This is a genomic window from Acetobacter persici, from assembly GCF_018256955.1.
GTDB lineage: Bacteria > Pseudomonadota > Alphaproteobacteria > Acetobacterales > Acetobacteraceae > Acetobacter > Acetobacter persici.
In genome coordinates, this window is the sequence record NZ_JAERKU010000019.1 from 19272 (window position 1) to 35023 (window position 15752).

Sequence of the window (15752 nt, forward strand, 5' to 3'; positions counted from 1 at the left end):
CCCTTTTCGTCTTTTATTTACGGAATGTCCGCAAAAACCAGAAACACCCAAGTGCGATAATAATGGCTCCTCCGGCTATGCCGATACGGCTCAAAACGAGTAGTGGCGATTTTGGGCCACCCTGACGGATCGTGGCGACTTGTGCTGGTGATACAGAAACCTGAGGCCTGCCATATGTATCAAAAACATATTTTGTAAGTTTGGCTATTTCCTCATCATTGAGTTGCGCGGCATCTGTTTTTTTTCCTCCAAAGCCGGGCATGAACGCTTGGGTACCTGCAACATGACGGTCAACACCGAAAAGAATGGTCGCAATCAGATTGTCCGGGTTGGAGGCGCCTGTAACGGAGTTGTGCCATAATGACGGATAATATCCGTCGCGACTGCCCTGTGCCTTGTAGTTATGGCAGGAGGCACAATTTCCCATAAACAGTTCAGCGCCGGAAATATCGGGATTATCTTCCGACCGGATGGGTTGATCGCCTCTGACACGGTCCGCGCTGGAAACCGGCTGTCCAAGAGCGAAGCGTGAGAGATTCCCATCAGCTGGGTCACGCACTGGCTGTGTTGATGCAAGGTATGTCGCCAGAGCGTTCAGGTCTGCCTCGGTCAGGTGCTGGAAACTGTGTTCGACGGCTTCTCCCATGCCACCCGCGGCCTGTGCCAGACCGTCTATATGGCCTGATTTCAGGTAGGTCTTGATTTCGTCCTGCGACCAGTTTCCTATGCCACTGATTTTGTCCGAGGTGATATTGGGAGCATACCATGAACCAAGGCTCGCGCCCCCAAGGGCTTTGGAGGTCTCTTCCTGCATAAGAAAGCCGCGCGGCGTGTGGCAGGTTCCGCAATGCGCTGGCCCCAGCGCGAGATAGGCTCCTCTATTCCACTCTGTCGAGCGTGATGGGTCAGGCTGGTACGTTGTATTGTTACGAAACAGGATATTCCAGAACATCATTGAGTTGCGGATGTTCATTGGAAAAGGAAGGGCCGTTTTTGGCGGAGCGCTCTCGACCGGCTGAACGGATTTCATGAAATACAGGTACAGGTCGTGTATGTCCTGATCTGTCATGTAAGAATATGCTGTATAAGGCATTGCAGGGTAGAGATTGCTCCCATCCTTGCGGATGCCTTTACGGACAGCACGAGAGAAATCCGCTTCGCTATACTCGCCGATACCATATGTTTTGGATGGCGTGATGTTGGTTGAATACATCGTGCCCAGCGGCGTTTTCATGGCCAGCCCACCGGCAAACGGTTTGCCGCCCGGCGCGGTATGGCAGGCGACGCAGTCTGATGTGACCGCTATGTAGGCACCCGGATCTGTATTGCCGCCATCTTCGGCTGACGCAGCGCTGCACAGGAGTATCGGCCCCGCCAGAGCAGTAAGGAATGAGAGCCTGAAGGCCTGTATGGTTCTAAGCATGGTTCAGTTGCCCGACGATTGCATCCGCAGCTTTAAGCGCCAATGCGGCCATAGTGATCGTGCTGTTCCCGCTGCCGCCGGTCGTCATTGCGCCACCACCTGGCAGGAAAAGATTGTCATGGTCATGGGCCCGGCAATCTGCATCCACGACTGAATCGCTTGGATCGTTGCCCATGATCGTGCCTCCCATGATATGATCGCTGTGCAAGAATTCAGGTGAAATCTTGATATCTGTCGCGCCGAGTGCAGTGGCGAGTTTTTTAAGCAGGGGAACGGTATAGTTTTCAGCACTTCTCCGTACATAGTCGCCTACATCGTAATAGATGCGAGGACGGTTCAGGCCGAGCCAATCCTTTTTGTCTGATAGGGTCAGGCGGTTGAAGGGCAGCGGAAGCGGTTCGTGCTCAACGGTCAGGCGGGCAGTGCAGGCTGACAAACGACGGATTTCCTGATCAAGGGCTTTGCCGTAAAGACCTTTTTCAAGAGCGGCCAAACCTCCGAGTGTGCTTCGCGCCATGTTTTCCATACGGAACATGGCACCGGCATACTCCCGCCGGAAATCACCCTGACTCGTGTTCATGATACTGCTGCTCTGAACAGGGCCTACGCCGGTCCAGAGTGGTTCCGACATTTCAATGTCCGCGATCAGCTTTGGCTGATCCATCATGTTGCGGCCGACCTGATCTGAACTATTGGCGACACCACCAGGGTTTTTGTCATCAGCAGATAAAAGGAGGAGCTTGGGCGTTTCTATGCCATTGCACGCCAGCACAAAGATCTTGCCTGAAACGGAATGTGAGGCTCTGTTCGGGTCGTAGTAGTGAACGGCCTCGACCCTCTTCTGGGCATTTGTTTCAACGCGATAGGCGACAGCATTCGTGATGATCCGGCCGCCTTTTGCCTCGATGCGGGGCAGGGCGGTTGCCGCATCGTATTTTGCAGCGATCGGGCAGACTGGAAAGCAGTTATTGTTTCCGCAGCACGGGGGGCGGCCATCAAATGAAACGCCACTGTTGCGTGCTTGTGGGGCGGGAAGGTTCTGCATGCCAAGGGTTGCGGCAACATCGGTCAGCCGCTGCTCGCCCGGACCAAAGGGAATGGGCCCCATTGGGTAGGGGCGAGAGCGCGCGGTGCGTGGCGGCCATTGCAGGGCTGGGTCACCGGGGCCACAGACACCCATCGCATGCTCTGCCCGTGCATAGTAGGGTTCGAGCACATCATAGCTAAAGGCCCAGTCACGCCCTACGCCATATAGGCTTTTAAGTCGTAGGTCATCCGGCGTCATACGCCAGCAGATACCGGCCCAGTGCCAGGTGGCACCACCGGCGTAACGCACGTACCCCTGCTCGTAGGCTTTGGCATTTGGTCCTGTCAGGTCAAGATACGATGCGGCCTCAGTCGGGGTGCGTGTTTCAAGGTGCGGCGCCCACGGCTTAGGGGGATACGGGGCGTTCCAGTGGTTGCGCAGTGTGGGGGGCAGGTTACGGTAATTTTCAACGATGGTATCGCGACTGACACGGGGACCTGCCTCGAGCATGACCACTGAAAGCCCGGCATCAAGGGCCTGTTCTGCGATCAGGCAGCCGACGACGCCAGTACCGACGATGACAACATCGCTATTGAGAGTGGAGGGCATGAACAATTCTCCAGAGAAGTTCAGAACGCAGGCATGTTCAGGAGAGGAACGGGAGTCGCATTCCATGCATTGGGTGCTGACTTCGCGTAGGAGGGGACCGTCATGACATCGTTGGTGACTTTGAACATGAGCGCCTCTTCAAAGGCGACAACGCGATCCCCCGATTTGCTGTGCACTACGCCTGAATACCAGGCTGATATTATTTTCAGGGCTGAGTTTTTTAGTGCTGTATCAGTCAGTGCCGGCATGAGATGTTCAACATCCACAACGCTATTTTTCATGATGAAGTCCTGAAGTGCTGTGACTGTATTGTCAAAACCCTCTTCGGAATCACTGAGTGCGTTGTAGATTTTATGACCGACAAAGGGATCCAGTTCGTGTGGAACAAGAAGTTTCGAGACGAGCATGAACTGTACTATGCTGTCAGGCTCATGTATGTGTCCGTTTGACGCGGCAAGGCCCAGAGACTGTGTAAAGCTGGCGGCGGTGGCAAGCGCACTCATACCAAGCAGCAGGCTTCGTCGGTTTATTTTGAATTCTTTATGAAAGGGTGTCATCTGTTAGCTCCTGCACATATAAATTTTATTATGTGGTTGCCCCGATAGATGAGTGGACTTGAATATATAAATAAACATTCCTAAAAATATTTATTTATATATTCAAGAACGGAAAGGGTTTGTTGGAATGTTATGGGTGATCTGTGTGTTGTAAATGTATTAGCGCAATCCTAAATTTTAAATTACAATTATATTATTGATGTAATTGAATATGATATTATGGCGATCTCTATAATATTCTATGGGGATCCATGAATTGTTTAGATCAAGACCGACTCTCTCCATTCTTTAGAACCACCGTAATGAGTGACGCTGTTGAGAGCATAAAGTTGCAGCTTTATCTGAATGAAGGATACTACGTATGATTACGGAGTTGCTTTCGTCTGGTCGATCGTTCATCGCCAAAGTAAGGGCTCCATTGAGGGACTTCTGGGATCTGTCAAATCAAGAGATTATGGTGCGAACACGCCATAGGCACCTCGTGACTGCTTCTCTGGCTGCATTGGGCCTCGTGGTATTGGGTGCACTCTCACGCTGTCTGATCTCACCGCTTCTTGGCAGCACCAGAACATTGTTTCTCCTTCTCCTTCCCGGGGTGCTTGTTGGTGCTGTGACCGGCGGCCTCTTGCCCGGTCTCACGGCTGCGATCCTTGCCTCGGTGATGGGCTCCCTGCTTTTGGCGTATGACGGTGCTCCGTCGATCGAAAACTGGGTTGAAACGCTTCTGTTTGCGACACTCTGCGTTCTGATCACCTGCGGGGGCGAATGGCTGCTGCGTGCCCGGTGGCGCACGGCCGCGATGGCGCAACGCATCCTCGAACGCGAAACCCATCTACGTTCCATTCTCGACGCCGTTCCGGACGCTATCATTATTCTGGATGAGCAGGGGATCGTGCAGTCATTCAGTCATGCGGCCGAGACATTGCTGCGGTGGAGTGTGATGGAGGCGATCGGCGCGAATATCGCGGCCATCGTTCCCGAGCTTGGTGCGCCTCCGGCTCTCGACAGGCAGGGCTTTGCGTCCATTGCCCGTCGGGGGAACGGGACGACGATTCCCGTCGATCTGTCCATAGGCCGCCTGAGTTCGGGAGGGCGCCCATTTGTGATTGTTTTCCTGCGTGACCTTACGGAGCGCGAGGAGGCAGATTGCCGCATGAGACAGTTGCAGGCCGAAGTCACGCATATCTCCCGCCTGTCGGCAATGGGTGAGATGGCGGCGACACTGGCGCATGAACTCAACCAGCCACTGACGGCCATTACAAACTTTCTCAATGGTGGCCGTCGTCTTCTGCAGAAGGGAAGCGGGCAGAACGAACTCGTGCAGGAGGCCATAGACAAAGCGGCGCTACAAGCGCTGCGGGCAGGTCAGATCATACGATCGTTACGGGAGTTTGTCTCGCGAGGAGAAGGGGACCTGGGGCTGCAGAGCCTGACAGCACTTGTAGAGGAGATGGCGGTGCTGGCGCTGGTCGGTATTGCGGAGCGCGGCATCAATGTGTCCTTTCGTCTGGATTCCAATGTCGATCAGGTTATCGCGGACAAGGTCCAGATTCAGCAGGTGCTGCTCAACTTAATCCGTAATGCCGTGGAATCTATGGAAGATTGCCACGAGCGGCGTCTTGTTGTCGCAATTGACGCCTTTGAAGGCATGGCACGAGTGTCCGTAACAGATACTGGCGCCGGAGTGAGGCCAGAGATCGCCGGCAAGCTGTTCGAGCCTTTTTCGACAACGAAAGATCATGGTATGGGAGTCGGCCTGTCGATCTGTCGCACCATCGTAGAAGCTCATGGAGGACGCATTTGGGCGCAAGCGGTGCCCGAGGGTGGGACATGCTTTCTCTTTACCCTCCCTTGTGCTCGGATAGAGGGGGTAGGCGAATGAATTCTGATTGCACCGTCCATGTAATCGACGACGACGAGGCCGTGCGTGAGTCCCTTGCCTTTCTGTTGCTTGCATCGGGATATACCGCACGGACCTACTCATCGGCGGATGAGTTTCTCAGCATCCTCGACCGGATCGAGCATGGTTGCGTTGTCACCGATATCCGGATGCCCGGCATGGACGGCCTCGATCTCGTTAGCCATCTTCAGGACGTTAGGCCCGTCCTGCCGGTCATCGTGATCACGGGACATGCCGATGTTCCCTTGGCTGTGCAAGCGATGAAGGGTGGCGCTCGCGATTTCATCGAAAAACCGTTCGGCGACCATTCCATCCTTGAGGCGGTGGCTTCCGCTCTGCAAAGCGACGGTGAGATCAGTGCTGGTCGGACGCCGGCGCATGTCGTTCGTCAGCGGATCGCTGTTCTGACGAATAGGGAGCGACAGGTTCTTCGCGGTCTTGTTGATGGTCAGTCGAACAAGGCTATTGCTCGCGAGCTTGAAATAAGCCCGCGAACAATAGAGATTTATCGAGCCAATCTCATGACGAAAATGGACGCTCGCACCCTATCAGAATTGGTGCGGATGGCGCTCGTGGCGGGAGAGCATCTGGCGTAATCTTGAGAGATTGAAGAGATGTTGGCCAGTATTGAAAATTATCCCAACGAGGCAAGGCGGTTGTAACGGTGGTGCACCGAGGCCTATTCCGGGATACGTATCGTGGAAGGGTGGGGGATAGCGATACAGGGATATCAGTTTCGGCTGAAGCTGGAGGGTTCGAAGACCCGTTGATTGAAGCCCTTTCAGCCCGATTTTGGACATGCAGGTATTGAAGGTTCTGGATGATGATTTTCACTGAATTTGTCATCGCATCAAGTCGTCAGCGAAGCGTCGCAAAAGCGTCTGTAACTGATTGAGGTCGGCATCCGTCCAATCGATGAGAATACGGTTGGCCAGCCTCTCACGGGCCACATTCAGCAGATCGACCATTTCCTGCCCCTTGCCAGTCACTGTCGCTTCGCGAATGCGCCTATCCGTTATGGACGGCTTGCGCTCAATAAGGTCCAATTCCTCTAACTTGCTCATTTGTCGGCTGATCGTCGTATGATCGCGACCCGTTCTTTCCGCGAGTTCGACAACGCCGATAGGACCGTAACGCCATACCCGCCCAAGGAGCGGAAACAGAGCCCGATCCAGCGGTATGCCCGCTTCTTCAATCAATCGATCATCCCGGCGTGGACGGTTGATCTCGTCCACCAGATCGATGATCGCGGCATGCAGTTTACGCAGGATGTCAGGGTCGTGTGCATTATTCACGTTTTTCGTTGCCTTCGATGCCAATCTCATATACGTGAATATTACACATTGATTCGCGGAGTTGCCAGTGTCCTTCGATACAGATGTCCTGATTTCGGGTGCGGGTGCCGCAGGCCTGACACTTGCGATCGACCTTGCTCGGCGCGGGGTTTCGTTTCGATTGATCGAGCAGAATATGCAGCCGTTCAGCGGATCGCGCGGGAAAGGTATCCAGCCCCGAACAATGGAGATTTTCGAAGATCTCGGCTTCGTCGATCGCATTGCGGCAGCAGGCGGCCCCTATCCGCCATTACGCTCCTATCGTCCAGACGGTACCACACAAGAGACGCTTTTGACTGAAGCGGACGTCTTCCCGCCGACCGCCGAACCCTATGCCGCGCCACTGATGCTGCCGCAGTTCGCAACCGAAGCCGTCATGCGGGAGCGACTTGCCGAGCTGGGTCACCATCCTGACTTTGGCACACGGCTGCTTAGTTTTGAACAAGATGCCCATCGCGTCACGGCGAGGACGGAACAGGAAATCGGTGAACGAATTATCCGCGCTCGCTTTCTTGTCGGAACCGACGGCGGTCGCAGCTTCGTCCGCCATGCTCTGGCTATTGGTTTTCCGGGAGAAGCGCTCGGTGTACGTGCGATCGTTGCCGATGTGCGGTTGGAGGGGCTTGATAGGTCCGCCTGGCATCGTTTCCAGTTCGATTCACCGGCGACGCAGGTGATGATCTGCCCACTGGCGGGAACGGACCTGTTCCAGGTTCAGGCGCCTGTGGCACTGGATGGAGAGATCGATCTGTCTCCGGCCGGGCTGACCGCGCTCATCGGAGAACGAACTGGTATAGGGGACATTATCGTCCGTTCGGTGTCCTGGTCCTCGGTCTATGCGATGAGTGCGCGTCTAGCCGATCGCTATCGGGTCGGGCGCGTCTTCATTGCGGGAGACGCCGCCCATGTTCACCCGCCAACCGGTGGTCAGGGCCTCAATACCAGCGTTCAGGACGCCTATAATCTCGGCTGGAAGTTGGCTTCCGTGCTCTCGGGCGCACCGGAAGCGCTGCTCGACAGCTACGAGGCGGAGCGTCGGCCGATTGCATTGAACATGCTGCGTCTTTCGACGCGGCTGCTCGAAGAAGCAAAGCAGGGTACCATGCGGCGCGATCGCGAAGCGCGTCAGCTTGACCTAGACTATCGCAGATCATCATTGAGCATGCCCGGTTCGGTGAACTGTAGAGTGCAGACGGGCGATCGCGCACCCGATGCTCCCTGTCTCGGACAGGCGGGGCAACGGACACGGCTGTTCACGGTTTTTCAAGGAACTCATTGGACTTTGCTTGGCTACGAGCCACACGACCGGCCATCGGCTATTGCGGGTGTCCGTATCGTCAGCATCGGCTCGAGGCATGAATTCGTCGACGAAGGTGGCGATATTGTCCAAGCATATGGGGTCAAACCCGGTCAGTGGGTGCTCGTGCGTCCGGACGGTTATATCGCCGGGATCTTTCCCTCTGAGGGACTGGAGCCGCAGCTTTCGCGCTACCTCGCGCATGTAATGTCGTTCTGTCCAACCGATACGCTCGGAGAGTCATGAGGGCGACGGTCGCTGGTCTCGTCCTATATTATTGCAGTTCTGGGGAAAACGGAACCTCCGGTCTTGAGTGGGCGGTAACAGGAACAGGAGGCTGGATTTGTGTTAATATTGGGATAAATATATAAAACTCAATTATATATGGTTTAGATAGTTTGAAATTTCGACCAGATTTTTGTCTGGATCTCGAATGTAAACGGATTTTATAGGTCCATTAGCTCCTGTTCGTTCTATCGGACCCTCTTCAATACTAATACCAGCGTTGTTGAGGTCAGCTATTACGTCTTCCAAAGGCGTTGTGGCAATCAGGCAGAAATCTGTCGAACCCGCTGTAGGTTTAGCTGCCTTGGGTGTAAACTCATGACCTGTCTCATGCAGGTTAAATTTCTGGTTGCCATACTTGAGAGCTTTTCGTCCGGCACCAAAGGTAATAATCTCAAATCCAAGTATGTCGTGATAGAAAGAACAAGTTTTTTCAATATCCGCCACAGTCAACACAAGGTGGTCTAGGTGATCAATCTGGATCATAGAACAGCTCCCTAATATAATTTGTGTATTCTAATATAAGCAACAGCTTTGCGTCGATGCATGACGTGCCGCTGACTGTGATAGTGATGTCAACTTTCGGTGTGGCGAGATGGAGGATTGAGCTGCCGAAATGAGGGGAAGAACCGACTGACAACTCCTTTATGCGCTAGTTACCTGAATCTGAAGTTCGGTTCATTGTCTTGTGACAAAAACGTTTCACCGAGGCGAGGATCTGGTCGGCTGATTTGACCCACCGATACGGCCTTGGATTTTCGTTATGTGCGTCGATAAAGGTTGTGATGTCGGCTTCGAGTTCAGTTATTGACCGATGCACGCCGTGCTGGAGTTGCTTGCGCGTCAGTTCGGCGAACCAGTGCTCCACCTGATTGATCCAGGAAGCCGAGGTGGGCGTGAAGTGAATATGCCAATGCGCGCGGCGCGCGAGCCACGTCTTTATTGTGGGCGTTTTATGCGTGGCGTAGTTGTCTATCACGAGGTGAACATCCAGGTTATCAGGGATCTCGGCGGCGATACGTTTCAGGAAGTCCAGGAATTCCGTGGCACGGTGACGTTTGTAGCATTTGCCGATCACCGCACCCGTCGCGATGTCGAGGGCTGCAAACAGCGACGTCGTACCGTTCCGGAGATAGGTATGTGTACGGCGTTCCGGCACGCCGGGTGCCATGGGCAGTGAATTGCCTCGGGTTTTGTGGAGACGTTTTTTATCTGATTTAAGCGGCTAAAGCATGTGATTTCTGTTGTGCATAAAAGCGAGCCTCAGCTTCTGCTGGCGGGATGTTTCCAATGGAGGACAGGAGCCGCCGATTATTGAACCAGTCGACCCATTTCAGTGTTGCCAGCTCAACAGTGTCCCTGTTTTTCCATGGTCCCTGGCGTACCATCAGATCCGTCCCGTTATAGGCAAGGTTTTCGCGTTCGATGATGCTCTGGGGGCTTATGGTTTTCTGGAAGAGGCGACGCATACTGGGAAGATCGTGATCCAACGCGCCCTTGCATGAGAGGTCATATCGGACAAGATCAGTGTGTTGGAGAGAGGAACCATATGATATGACGAAATGTCCGGTAGTGACACTGAATAACGGTGTGGAAATGCCTCTGCTCGGCTTCGGTGTTTATCAGATGACCAATGCGGCAGAGTGTGAAGCCGCCGTTCTGGAAGCCCTGCATGTGGGCTATCGCCTGATCGATACGGCCGCCGCTTACGAAAATGAGGAAGCTGTCGGCCGGGCCATCGCTGCAAGCGGTATTCCTCGGAACGAGATTTTTATCACAACGAAGCTTTGGGTTCAGGATGCCGGCTACGAGACAGCCAAAGCGGTGTTCCACCGTTCTCTGGAGCGTCTGAAACTCGATTATCTTGATCTGTACTTGATCCACCAGCCTTATGGAGATGTACACGGCTCTTGGCGGGCAATGGAGGAACTGCAGGAAGGTGGCAAGACACGTGCGATTGGTGTGAGCAACTTTCATCCGGACAGAATCATGGACCTGATCGCCTTTAACCGCATCAAGCCCGCGATCAATCAGATCGAGACGCACCCATTTTGCCAGCAGATTGCCACACAGGCATTTTTGGCCGAGAATGGCGTTCAGATCGAATCTTGGGGACCTTTCGCCGAGGGGCGCAACAACCTTTTCAACAACCCTGTGCTGACGGAGATTGCGTCTCGGCATCATCGCTCCGTTGCTCAGGTCGTGCTGCGCTGGCTGCGGCAACGACAGGTCGTCTCCATCCCGAAGTCGGTCAACGCCGAGCGAATTCGACAAAATTTCTCGATATTCGATTTTGATCTCGATGACGAGGATATGGCGTCAATCACGACGCTCGATACGGGGCAAACGGCTTTTACGGATCATCGCGACCCTGAGCGAGTCAAACGGATTGCCGAGATACGCTTCAAGACCTGACGGTTATGTGTGTTGGTGTTGGACCTCCAACGCACATTTTTACGCTACATAGCGTAGCCAGGCTTTTTGTAGAGTGATGCCTCTTTGTCCTGAATATCAGGTCTATAAACCTGATTACGCCAGTCTGACGAGGCAACCTGGATGGTTCGACAAACCTCTTGGTTTTGAGGCCCTCTCTGTGATTCCCTCTTTTGTGTGATGACTGGAGGAATGGCTGATGAGGCAGTCTGGTTTCTTTGATGTTGAAGAGCGGCTTTCTCGTTTGAGCGGGCTTGGTGATCAGCTCGAAGCCTTTTCCCGGACTGTGAATTTCGAAGCATTTCGTCCTGATCTGGATAAAGCGCTGGCCTATGCAGACGGCAGTAAAGGCGGTCGTCCGCCGTTTGATCCTGTGCTGATGTTTGGACATGTCACGGTTTAATTCCGGACCATAGGTTGTCTGTGAAGCGGCGTTGCGCTCATAATCCAGAGGGCTTTTCCATTGAAGTGCAGGGTGCAGCCTCTGCGGATTATAGAAATCATTAATGTAGGATGTGATGGCCTGCTCGACGTCCTGACGCGTCGTCCATGCTTGCCGCCACAGGAGTCCTGCTTTTAAGGTCTTGAAGAAACTCTCCGTCACCGCATTATCCCAGCAGTTTCCCTTTCTGCTCATGGACACGAGAAAACCATGAGCAGAAAGGAGTTTGCGGTAATCCTCTGAACAATACTGACTGCCACGATCCGCATGATGGACGCAGCCTGGTGGTGGCTGACGCAAGGCAATAGCGCTCTGTAACGCAGTCGTGGCAAGATCTGCGGTCATACGGACCTCAAGGTTCCAGCCGATGACTCTGCGTGAGAAGAGGACCAGCACCACAGCCAGATAAACCCAGCCTTCACATGTCCAGATGAATGTGATGTCCGCTGTCCATTTCCGGTTCAGCGCTGGTGCTGAAAAATCCTGCCCCAGAAGGTTGGGTTCAATACTGTGCTTGTGCGAACTGTTCGTAGTCACCTTGAAGCGTCGTGTCCTGACAACACGAATGGCATTCTCGCGCATCAGACGTCCAACGCGACGATGCCCGACAGACAGACCTGCCGCCCTGAGTTTCTCTGTCATACGAGGACGTCCGTAGCTTCGCCTGCTCTGAGCGTGAATGGTGCGGATATGGACCATCAGGATGTCATCCCGTCTTTTGCGGGCACAGACCGGGCGTCGTCGCCAGGCCCTGAAACCCCGGTCGCTGACACCAAACAGGCGGCAGACCCGTTCGCGTGAAAGTGGCCCATGATAGCGAGCGATAAAGGCGAACCTCACGACTTTTGGCTCGCGAAGAACTGTGTCGCCTTTTTTAACAGCTCCCTCTCCTCCCGCAGCAGAAGGTTCTCACGGCGTAATCTCTCATTCTCACGCAATAGCGCCGTATGATCTGTTGTGTCAGCGACTACAGTATCAAGCTTTTGCGCATCGCGGATCCATTTCTTCAACGTCGAGGAGCCGATCCCCAGATCCTGGGCAATACGCTCACGCGACAGACCGCTGCTCGGAGCTAAACGCACCGCCTCATGCCTGAACTCTGCCTTATAAACTCGTCCCACTCCACGTCTCCTTCATGACCATCTTCGGTCTTAAAGGCCCGGAACTAAATCGTGACACGTCCATGTGGGGCATGCCCACCAGCACGCCGCTCCAGAGTCTGATCCTGCGCGCATGGTCGGACGGCAAGGTTGTCGCGTCCGTCTGCCATGGGTCGGCAAGTCTGACCGGAGTTCGTAACCCCGATGGAACCCCGTTCGTGAAAAGCAAGACGATCAGCGCTTTCACGGATAGTGAGGAAGACCCCAGTTCTCAGTGAAAATCAACAGCCGTCCTCCCCAAACGGCGATGTGCCAACGTGGTCATTCGGAACAGCCACGGAAGACAGGACGGCAACCACCACATCTCATAAGTGCCACATTGCTTCCAATTTGGATGAAATAATCTTCCAACCTTCCCGTAGATCCGAACCGCTCCGACGGACAGGATACCGTTCAGTTCATGGCTTGGGGACCGACAGTCCGCCCCTTGGTCAGTTCGGTTTTCTGGAAGGATCATCTCATGCGTTTCTCTTTATCCCGCATCGCAATTCTGGCAGTTTCGGTCGCAGTTCTGCCAGCCATCGCCTCTGCCCAGACGGTGACGAACCCGGCTCAGGTCCAGTCCGGCAGCTATGCCATCGAACCGGGCCATACACAGGTCGGGTTCTCGCTGCTGCACTTCGGTTTCACCTATTATAGCGGGCTTTTCTCCAATGTTTCCGGCACGCTGGAGTTGGACGCCAAAACGCCGTCCGCTTCCAAACTCTCCGTGACCATCCCGGTTGCATCTGTTCAGACGACCAGCGACAAGCTGACGGAAGAACTGAACAGCGACCAGTGGTTCGATGCAGCAAAGTTCCCGAATGCAACCTTTGTCTCCACTGAAGTCAAGCGTTCCGGCAGGAACGATGCCACCGTGACCGGCAACCTGACCCTCCATGGCGTCACGAAGCCCGAGACGCTGAAGGTGCATTTTGTCGGCGCCGGCATCAACCCGATGGACAAGAATTACACGGCCGGCTTTGAAGCCACCGCCACGATCAAGCGCAGTGACTTCGGCGTGAAGATGTATGTGCCCTATGTCGGTGACGATGTGACGCTACGCATCGCCGGTGCTTTCGAAAAGCAGGGCTGATTTCATGAACACGGTCCCGATGCGTGCCGAAAGAGCATCGCGATACGGGGCGGTGGCGATCGGCCTGCACTGGCTGATCGCCACCGGTATCCTGATCCTGATCGGCATGGGGATGACCATGGATCATGTTGCCCTTGACCCGATGCGCATGTTCCAACTGTACCAGCTCCATAAATCCATCGGGATTTCTGTCCTGCTGCTGGTCTGTCTGCGGGTAGGGTGGCGCCTGACCCATGCGGCGCCGGCGCTTCCCGCGGACATGCCCGCCGCGGAACGTCGGGCGGCCCATCTGGCTCATCTGGTCTTGTATGGGCTACAAATCGTCCTGCCACTCAGCGGCTGGGCCATGGTATCGGCGTCTGTGCTCGGCATTCCAACCGTGCTGTTCGGCACGGTACCGTGGCCGGACCTTCCGGTTTTCGCAATGCTGCAGGACAAGGCTCCCGTGGAGGCAGTCCTGAAGGAGTTTCACCATTGGGGCGCCTGGACGCTGGTCGTTCTGATCGTCCTGCATGTCGCGGCCGTTTTGCGGCATGTCCTGATTTTACGGGATTCCGTGCCTGGGCGCATGCTGCCCTGGCCGGTTGTATCGTCGCGTCGCAAGCGGCCGGAGGATTTGCACAATGCCATCCATTAAGACGATCGCCGCGTTGGCGCTTGCAGCAGGTTTTTCTCTGCCCCTGTCTGCCCTGTCCGCGGACTGGACGCTCGATCCGGCGCATAGCACGCTGGCCTTTTCGGGCAAGCAGACCGGAACGCCGTTCAGCGGTCATTTCGGAGCATTCGACGGCACCATTTCCTTCGATCCGGAGCATCCGGAGGCCGGACAAGCCCATGTGACGATCGTCCTGTCGAGCGGTGTCACGGGAGACCGCCAGCGTGACGGCGCCCTGCCGGGAAAGGACTGGTTCGACGTTGCGCATTTTCCGTCAGCGATATTTGACGCGCGGAACTTCCGTGCCACGGGAGGCAATGCCTATGAGGCAGTCGGAACCCTGACAATACGCGGGATCAGCAAGCCGGTCACCTTGCCCTTCACGCTCGATATCAATGGCTCCGCACTTCATGTAAAAGGGCATCTGGATCTCGTGCGCTCCGCCTTCGGGGTCGGGCAGGGACCATGGGCGACCGGGCAGTGGGTCGCGCTGGAAGTTGGCGTCGACCTCGACATCACGGCGCAGCGGAAGTCCTGACCTATGAGAGAGCATCCTGTCTTTCCCACGGGGTTTGCCGTGGATCATGTCGTACTGACAGTGAACGATCCGGAAAAGGTTGCGGCCTTCTATCAGAAGACAGTCGGCCTCGAAGGACACGGCCGGGATGGGGAGACAATGCGCCTCGGTGCCGGTGGCACGTCCCTGCTCGAACTCCGGCAGGACAGACATGCCCGGCTACGTTCCTCCCGGGAGGCGGGGCTGTTTCATACGGCATTCCTGCTGCCGTCCCGCTCTGCGCTGGCATGTTGGCTCGACCATGTGATCGAACAGAAGCTACCGGTTGTCGGCGCCTCGAACCAGGATGTGAGTGAAGCCGTGTATCTGTCCGATCCCGAGGGAAACGGCGTCGAAATCTATGCCGATCGCCCTGCGTCCACCTGGATCTGGCAGGACGGGACAGTGCGTATAAGTACGGCGGCCCTCGATATTCCCGCTCTTCTCGGGCAGGCCCGGGGGGCACGCTGGGATGGCGCGCCACACGGCACGCGGGTCGGGCATGTCCATCTTCAGGTCGGCACCATTGAGGCCGCGGAGGATTTTTATGCCCGCAAACTCGGTCTGGATATAACCTGCCGGTATCCGGGGGGCACGTTCTATGCGGCGGATGGCTACCATCACCATATCGCCACCAACATCTGGAACAGCCGTGGAGCGGGCCAGCGTCGTTTCCCCTCGACCGGGCTGGCCGAAATCGCCCTGTCGGACTTCCGGCCTCCAGCGGCAGGATTGACATCCGTTCCTGGCCCGAATCCCTCCACGAACGAGGTGACGGTTGCAGATCCATGGGGTACGCTGATCCGTTTGCACACTCCAGAAGCACTGGGAGAGCCTGATTTGAGAACGTGCGCTGTCGAAGACCGGACGCAGATTGTCTTTATCCTTGGTACCGGCGCTCACTCAGGTTGTCCTCGCTCAACCAGCTCATATTTTCAAACAGGCTGTGAGACTTTCCTGCACAATGGGATGCAGGGCCAGGCAGGAAAAATCCGGAAG

Annotated in this window: 14 protein-coding genes and 5 pseudogenes; 11 read left to right on the forward strand and 8 right to left on the reverse strand. The window is 55.3% G+C overall.

Annotated elements, in window-relative coordinates:
- Positions 1-13: 13 nt before the first annotated feature.
- Genes JK199_RS14645 through JK199_RS14655 form a run of 3 tightly spaced genes read right to left on the reverse strand, consistent with a single transcriptional unit; the run spans position 14 to position 3616 of the window.
- The gene (locus tag JK199_RS14645; protein WP_212377282.1) at positions 14-1423 is read right to left on the reverse strand and encodes a c-type cytochrome; all 1410 of its coding nucleotides are present in this window, start codon (positions 1421-1423) and stop codon (positions 14-16) included.
- Positions 1416-3059, reverse strand: a complete 1644-nt coding sequence (locus JK199_RS14650; protein WP_212377286.1) for a GMC family oxidoreductase — start codon at positions 3057-3059, stop codon at positions 1416-1418. The genes JK199_RS14645 and JK199_RS14650 overlap by 8 nt, the downstream gene beginning before the upstream one ends.
- Positions 3060-3079: 20 nt before the next feature.
- Positions 3080-3616, reverse strand: coding sequence for a sorbitol dehydrogenase family protein (locus tag JK199_RS14655; protein WP_212377289.1), 537 nt, complete (start codon positions 3614-3616; stop codon positions 3080-3082).
- Between the two features lie 361 nt (positions 3617-3977).
- Here JK199_RS14655 and JK199_RS14660 point away from each other — a divergent pair, with 361 nt between their 5' ends.
- Positions 3978-5498, forward strand: coding sequence for a sensor histidine kinase (locus tag JK199_RS14660; RefSeq protein ID WP_244985196.1), 1521 nt, complete (start codon positions 3978-3980; stop codon positions 5496-5498).
- Positions 5495-6112 (forward strand): response regulator FixJ, encoded by a 618-nt coding sequence (gene fixJ / locus JK199_RS14665; RefSeq protein WP_212377292.1) that lies wholly within the window; start codon positions 5495-5497, stop codon positions 6110-6112. Before JK199_RS14660 ends, fixJ begins: the two co-directional genes overlap by 4 nt.
- Before the next feature lie 246 nt (positions 6113-6358).
- Here fixJ and JK199_RS14670 read toward each other — a convergent pair whose 3' ends face one another.
- The gene (locus JK199_RS14670; protein ID WP_342356341.1) at positions 6359-6811 is read right to left on the reverse strand and encodes a MarR family winged helix-turn-helix transcriptional regulator; all 453 of its coding nucleotides are present in this window, start codon (positions 6809-6811) and stop codon (positions 6359-6361) included.
- A 67-nt stretch (positions 6812-6878) separates the two neighbouring features.
- On the opposite strand from JK199_RS14670, the gene JK199_RS14675 reads away from it, so the two are divergent.
- Positions 6879-8393, forward strand: coding sequence for an FAD-dependent oxidoreductase (locus JK199_RS14675; protein ID WP_212377298.1), 1515 nt, complete (start codon positions 6879-6881; stop codon positions 8391-8393).
- 132 nt (positions 8394-8525) lie between these two features.
- Here JK199_RS14675 and JK199_RS14680 read toward each other — a convergent pair whose 3' ends face one another.
- From JK199_RS14680 to JK199_RS14690, 3 genes and pseudogenes are all read right to left on the reverse strand, one after another.
- A complete protein-coding gene (locus tag JK199_RS14680; RefSeq protein WP_244985198.1) occupies positions 8526-8918 on the reverse strand; it encodes a VOC family protein in 393 nt (130 codons plus the stop codon).
- Between the two features lie 166 nt (positions 8919-9084).
- Positions 9085-9609 (reverse strand): annotated as a pseudogene (locus tag JK199_RS14685) (IS630 family transposase); the annotation flags it as partial.
- A gap of 40 nt (positions 9610-9649) precedes the next feature.
- Positions 9650-9826 (reverse strand): annotated as a pseudogene (locus JK199_RS14690) (IS3 family transposase); the annotation flags it as partial.
- A 39-nt stretch (positions 9827-9865) separates the two neighbouring features.
- On the opposite strand from JK199_RS14690, the gene JK199_RS15880 reads away from it, so the two are divergent.
- The 3 genes and pseudogenes from JK199_RS15880 to JK199_RS14705 form a co-directional block, all read left to right on the forward strand.
- Positions 9866-9937: a hypothetical protein gene (locus tag JK199_RS15880; RefSeq protein WP_244985204.1), complete on the forward strand. Its 72-nt coding sequence runs from the start codon at positions 9866-9868 to the stop codon at positions 9935-9937.
- Between the two features lie 49 nt (positions 9938-9986).
- Positions 9987-10847, forward strand: a complete 861-nt coding sequence (locus tag JK199_RS14700) for an aldo/keto reductase (RefSeq protein ID WP_212377300.1) — start codon at positions 9987-9989, stop codon at positions 10845-10847.
- A gap of 214 nt (positions 10848-11061) precedes the next feature.
- A pseudogene (locus JK199_RS14705) lies at positions 11062-11250 on the forward strand (IS5/IS1182 family transposase); the annotation flags it as partial.
- A gap of 42 nt (positions 11251-11292) precedes the next feature.
- On the opposite strand, the pseudogene JK199_RS14710 reads toward JK199_RS14705, so the two are convergent.
- A pseudogene (locus JK199_RS14710) lies at positions 11293-12428 on the reverse strand (IS3 family transposase); the annotation flags it as partial.
- Positions 12429-12442: 14 nt separating this feature from the next.
- Between JK199_RS14710 and JK199_RS14715 the strand changes: the two are divergent.
- The 5 genes and pseudogenes from JK199_RS14715 to JK199_RS16025 form a co-directional block, all read left to right on the forward strand.
- The gene (locus tag JK199_RS14715) at positions 12443-12685 is read left to right on the forward strand and encodes a type 1 glutamine amidotransferase family protein (protein ID WP_212377302.1); all 243 of its coding nucleotides are present in this window, start codon (positions 12443-12445) and stop codon (positions 12683-12685) included.
- A 242-nt stretch (positions 12686-12927) separates the two neighbouring features.
- Complete coding sequence (locus tag JK199_RS14720) at positions 12928-13542, forward strand: YceI family protein (protein WP_212377305.1); 615 nt, start codon at positions 12928-12930, stop codon at positions 13540-13542.
- Positions 13543-13561: 19 nt separating this feature from the next.
- The gene (locus JK199_RS14725; protein WP_244985199.1) at positions 13562-14179 is read left to right on the forward strand and encodes a cytochrome b; all 618 of its coding nucleotides are present in this window, start codon (positions 13562-13564) and stop codon (positions 14177-14179) included.
- A complete protein-coding gene (locus JK199_RS14730; protein ID WP_212377310.1) occupies positions 14166-14735 on the forward strand; it encodes a YceI family protein in 570 nt (189 codons plus the stop codon). Before JK199_RS14725 ends, JK199_RS14730 begins: the two co-directional genes overlap by 14 nt.
- A gap of 3 nt (positions 14736-14738) precedes the next feature.
- Positions 14739-15347, forward strand: a pseudogene (locus tag JK199_RS16025) (VOC family protein); the annotation flags it as partial.
- Positions 15348-15752: the final 405 nt, after the last annotated feature.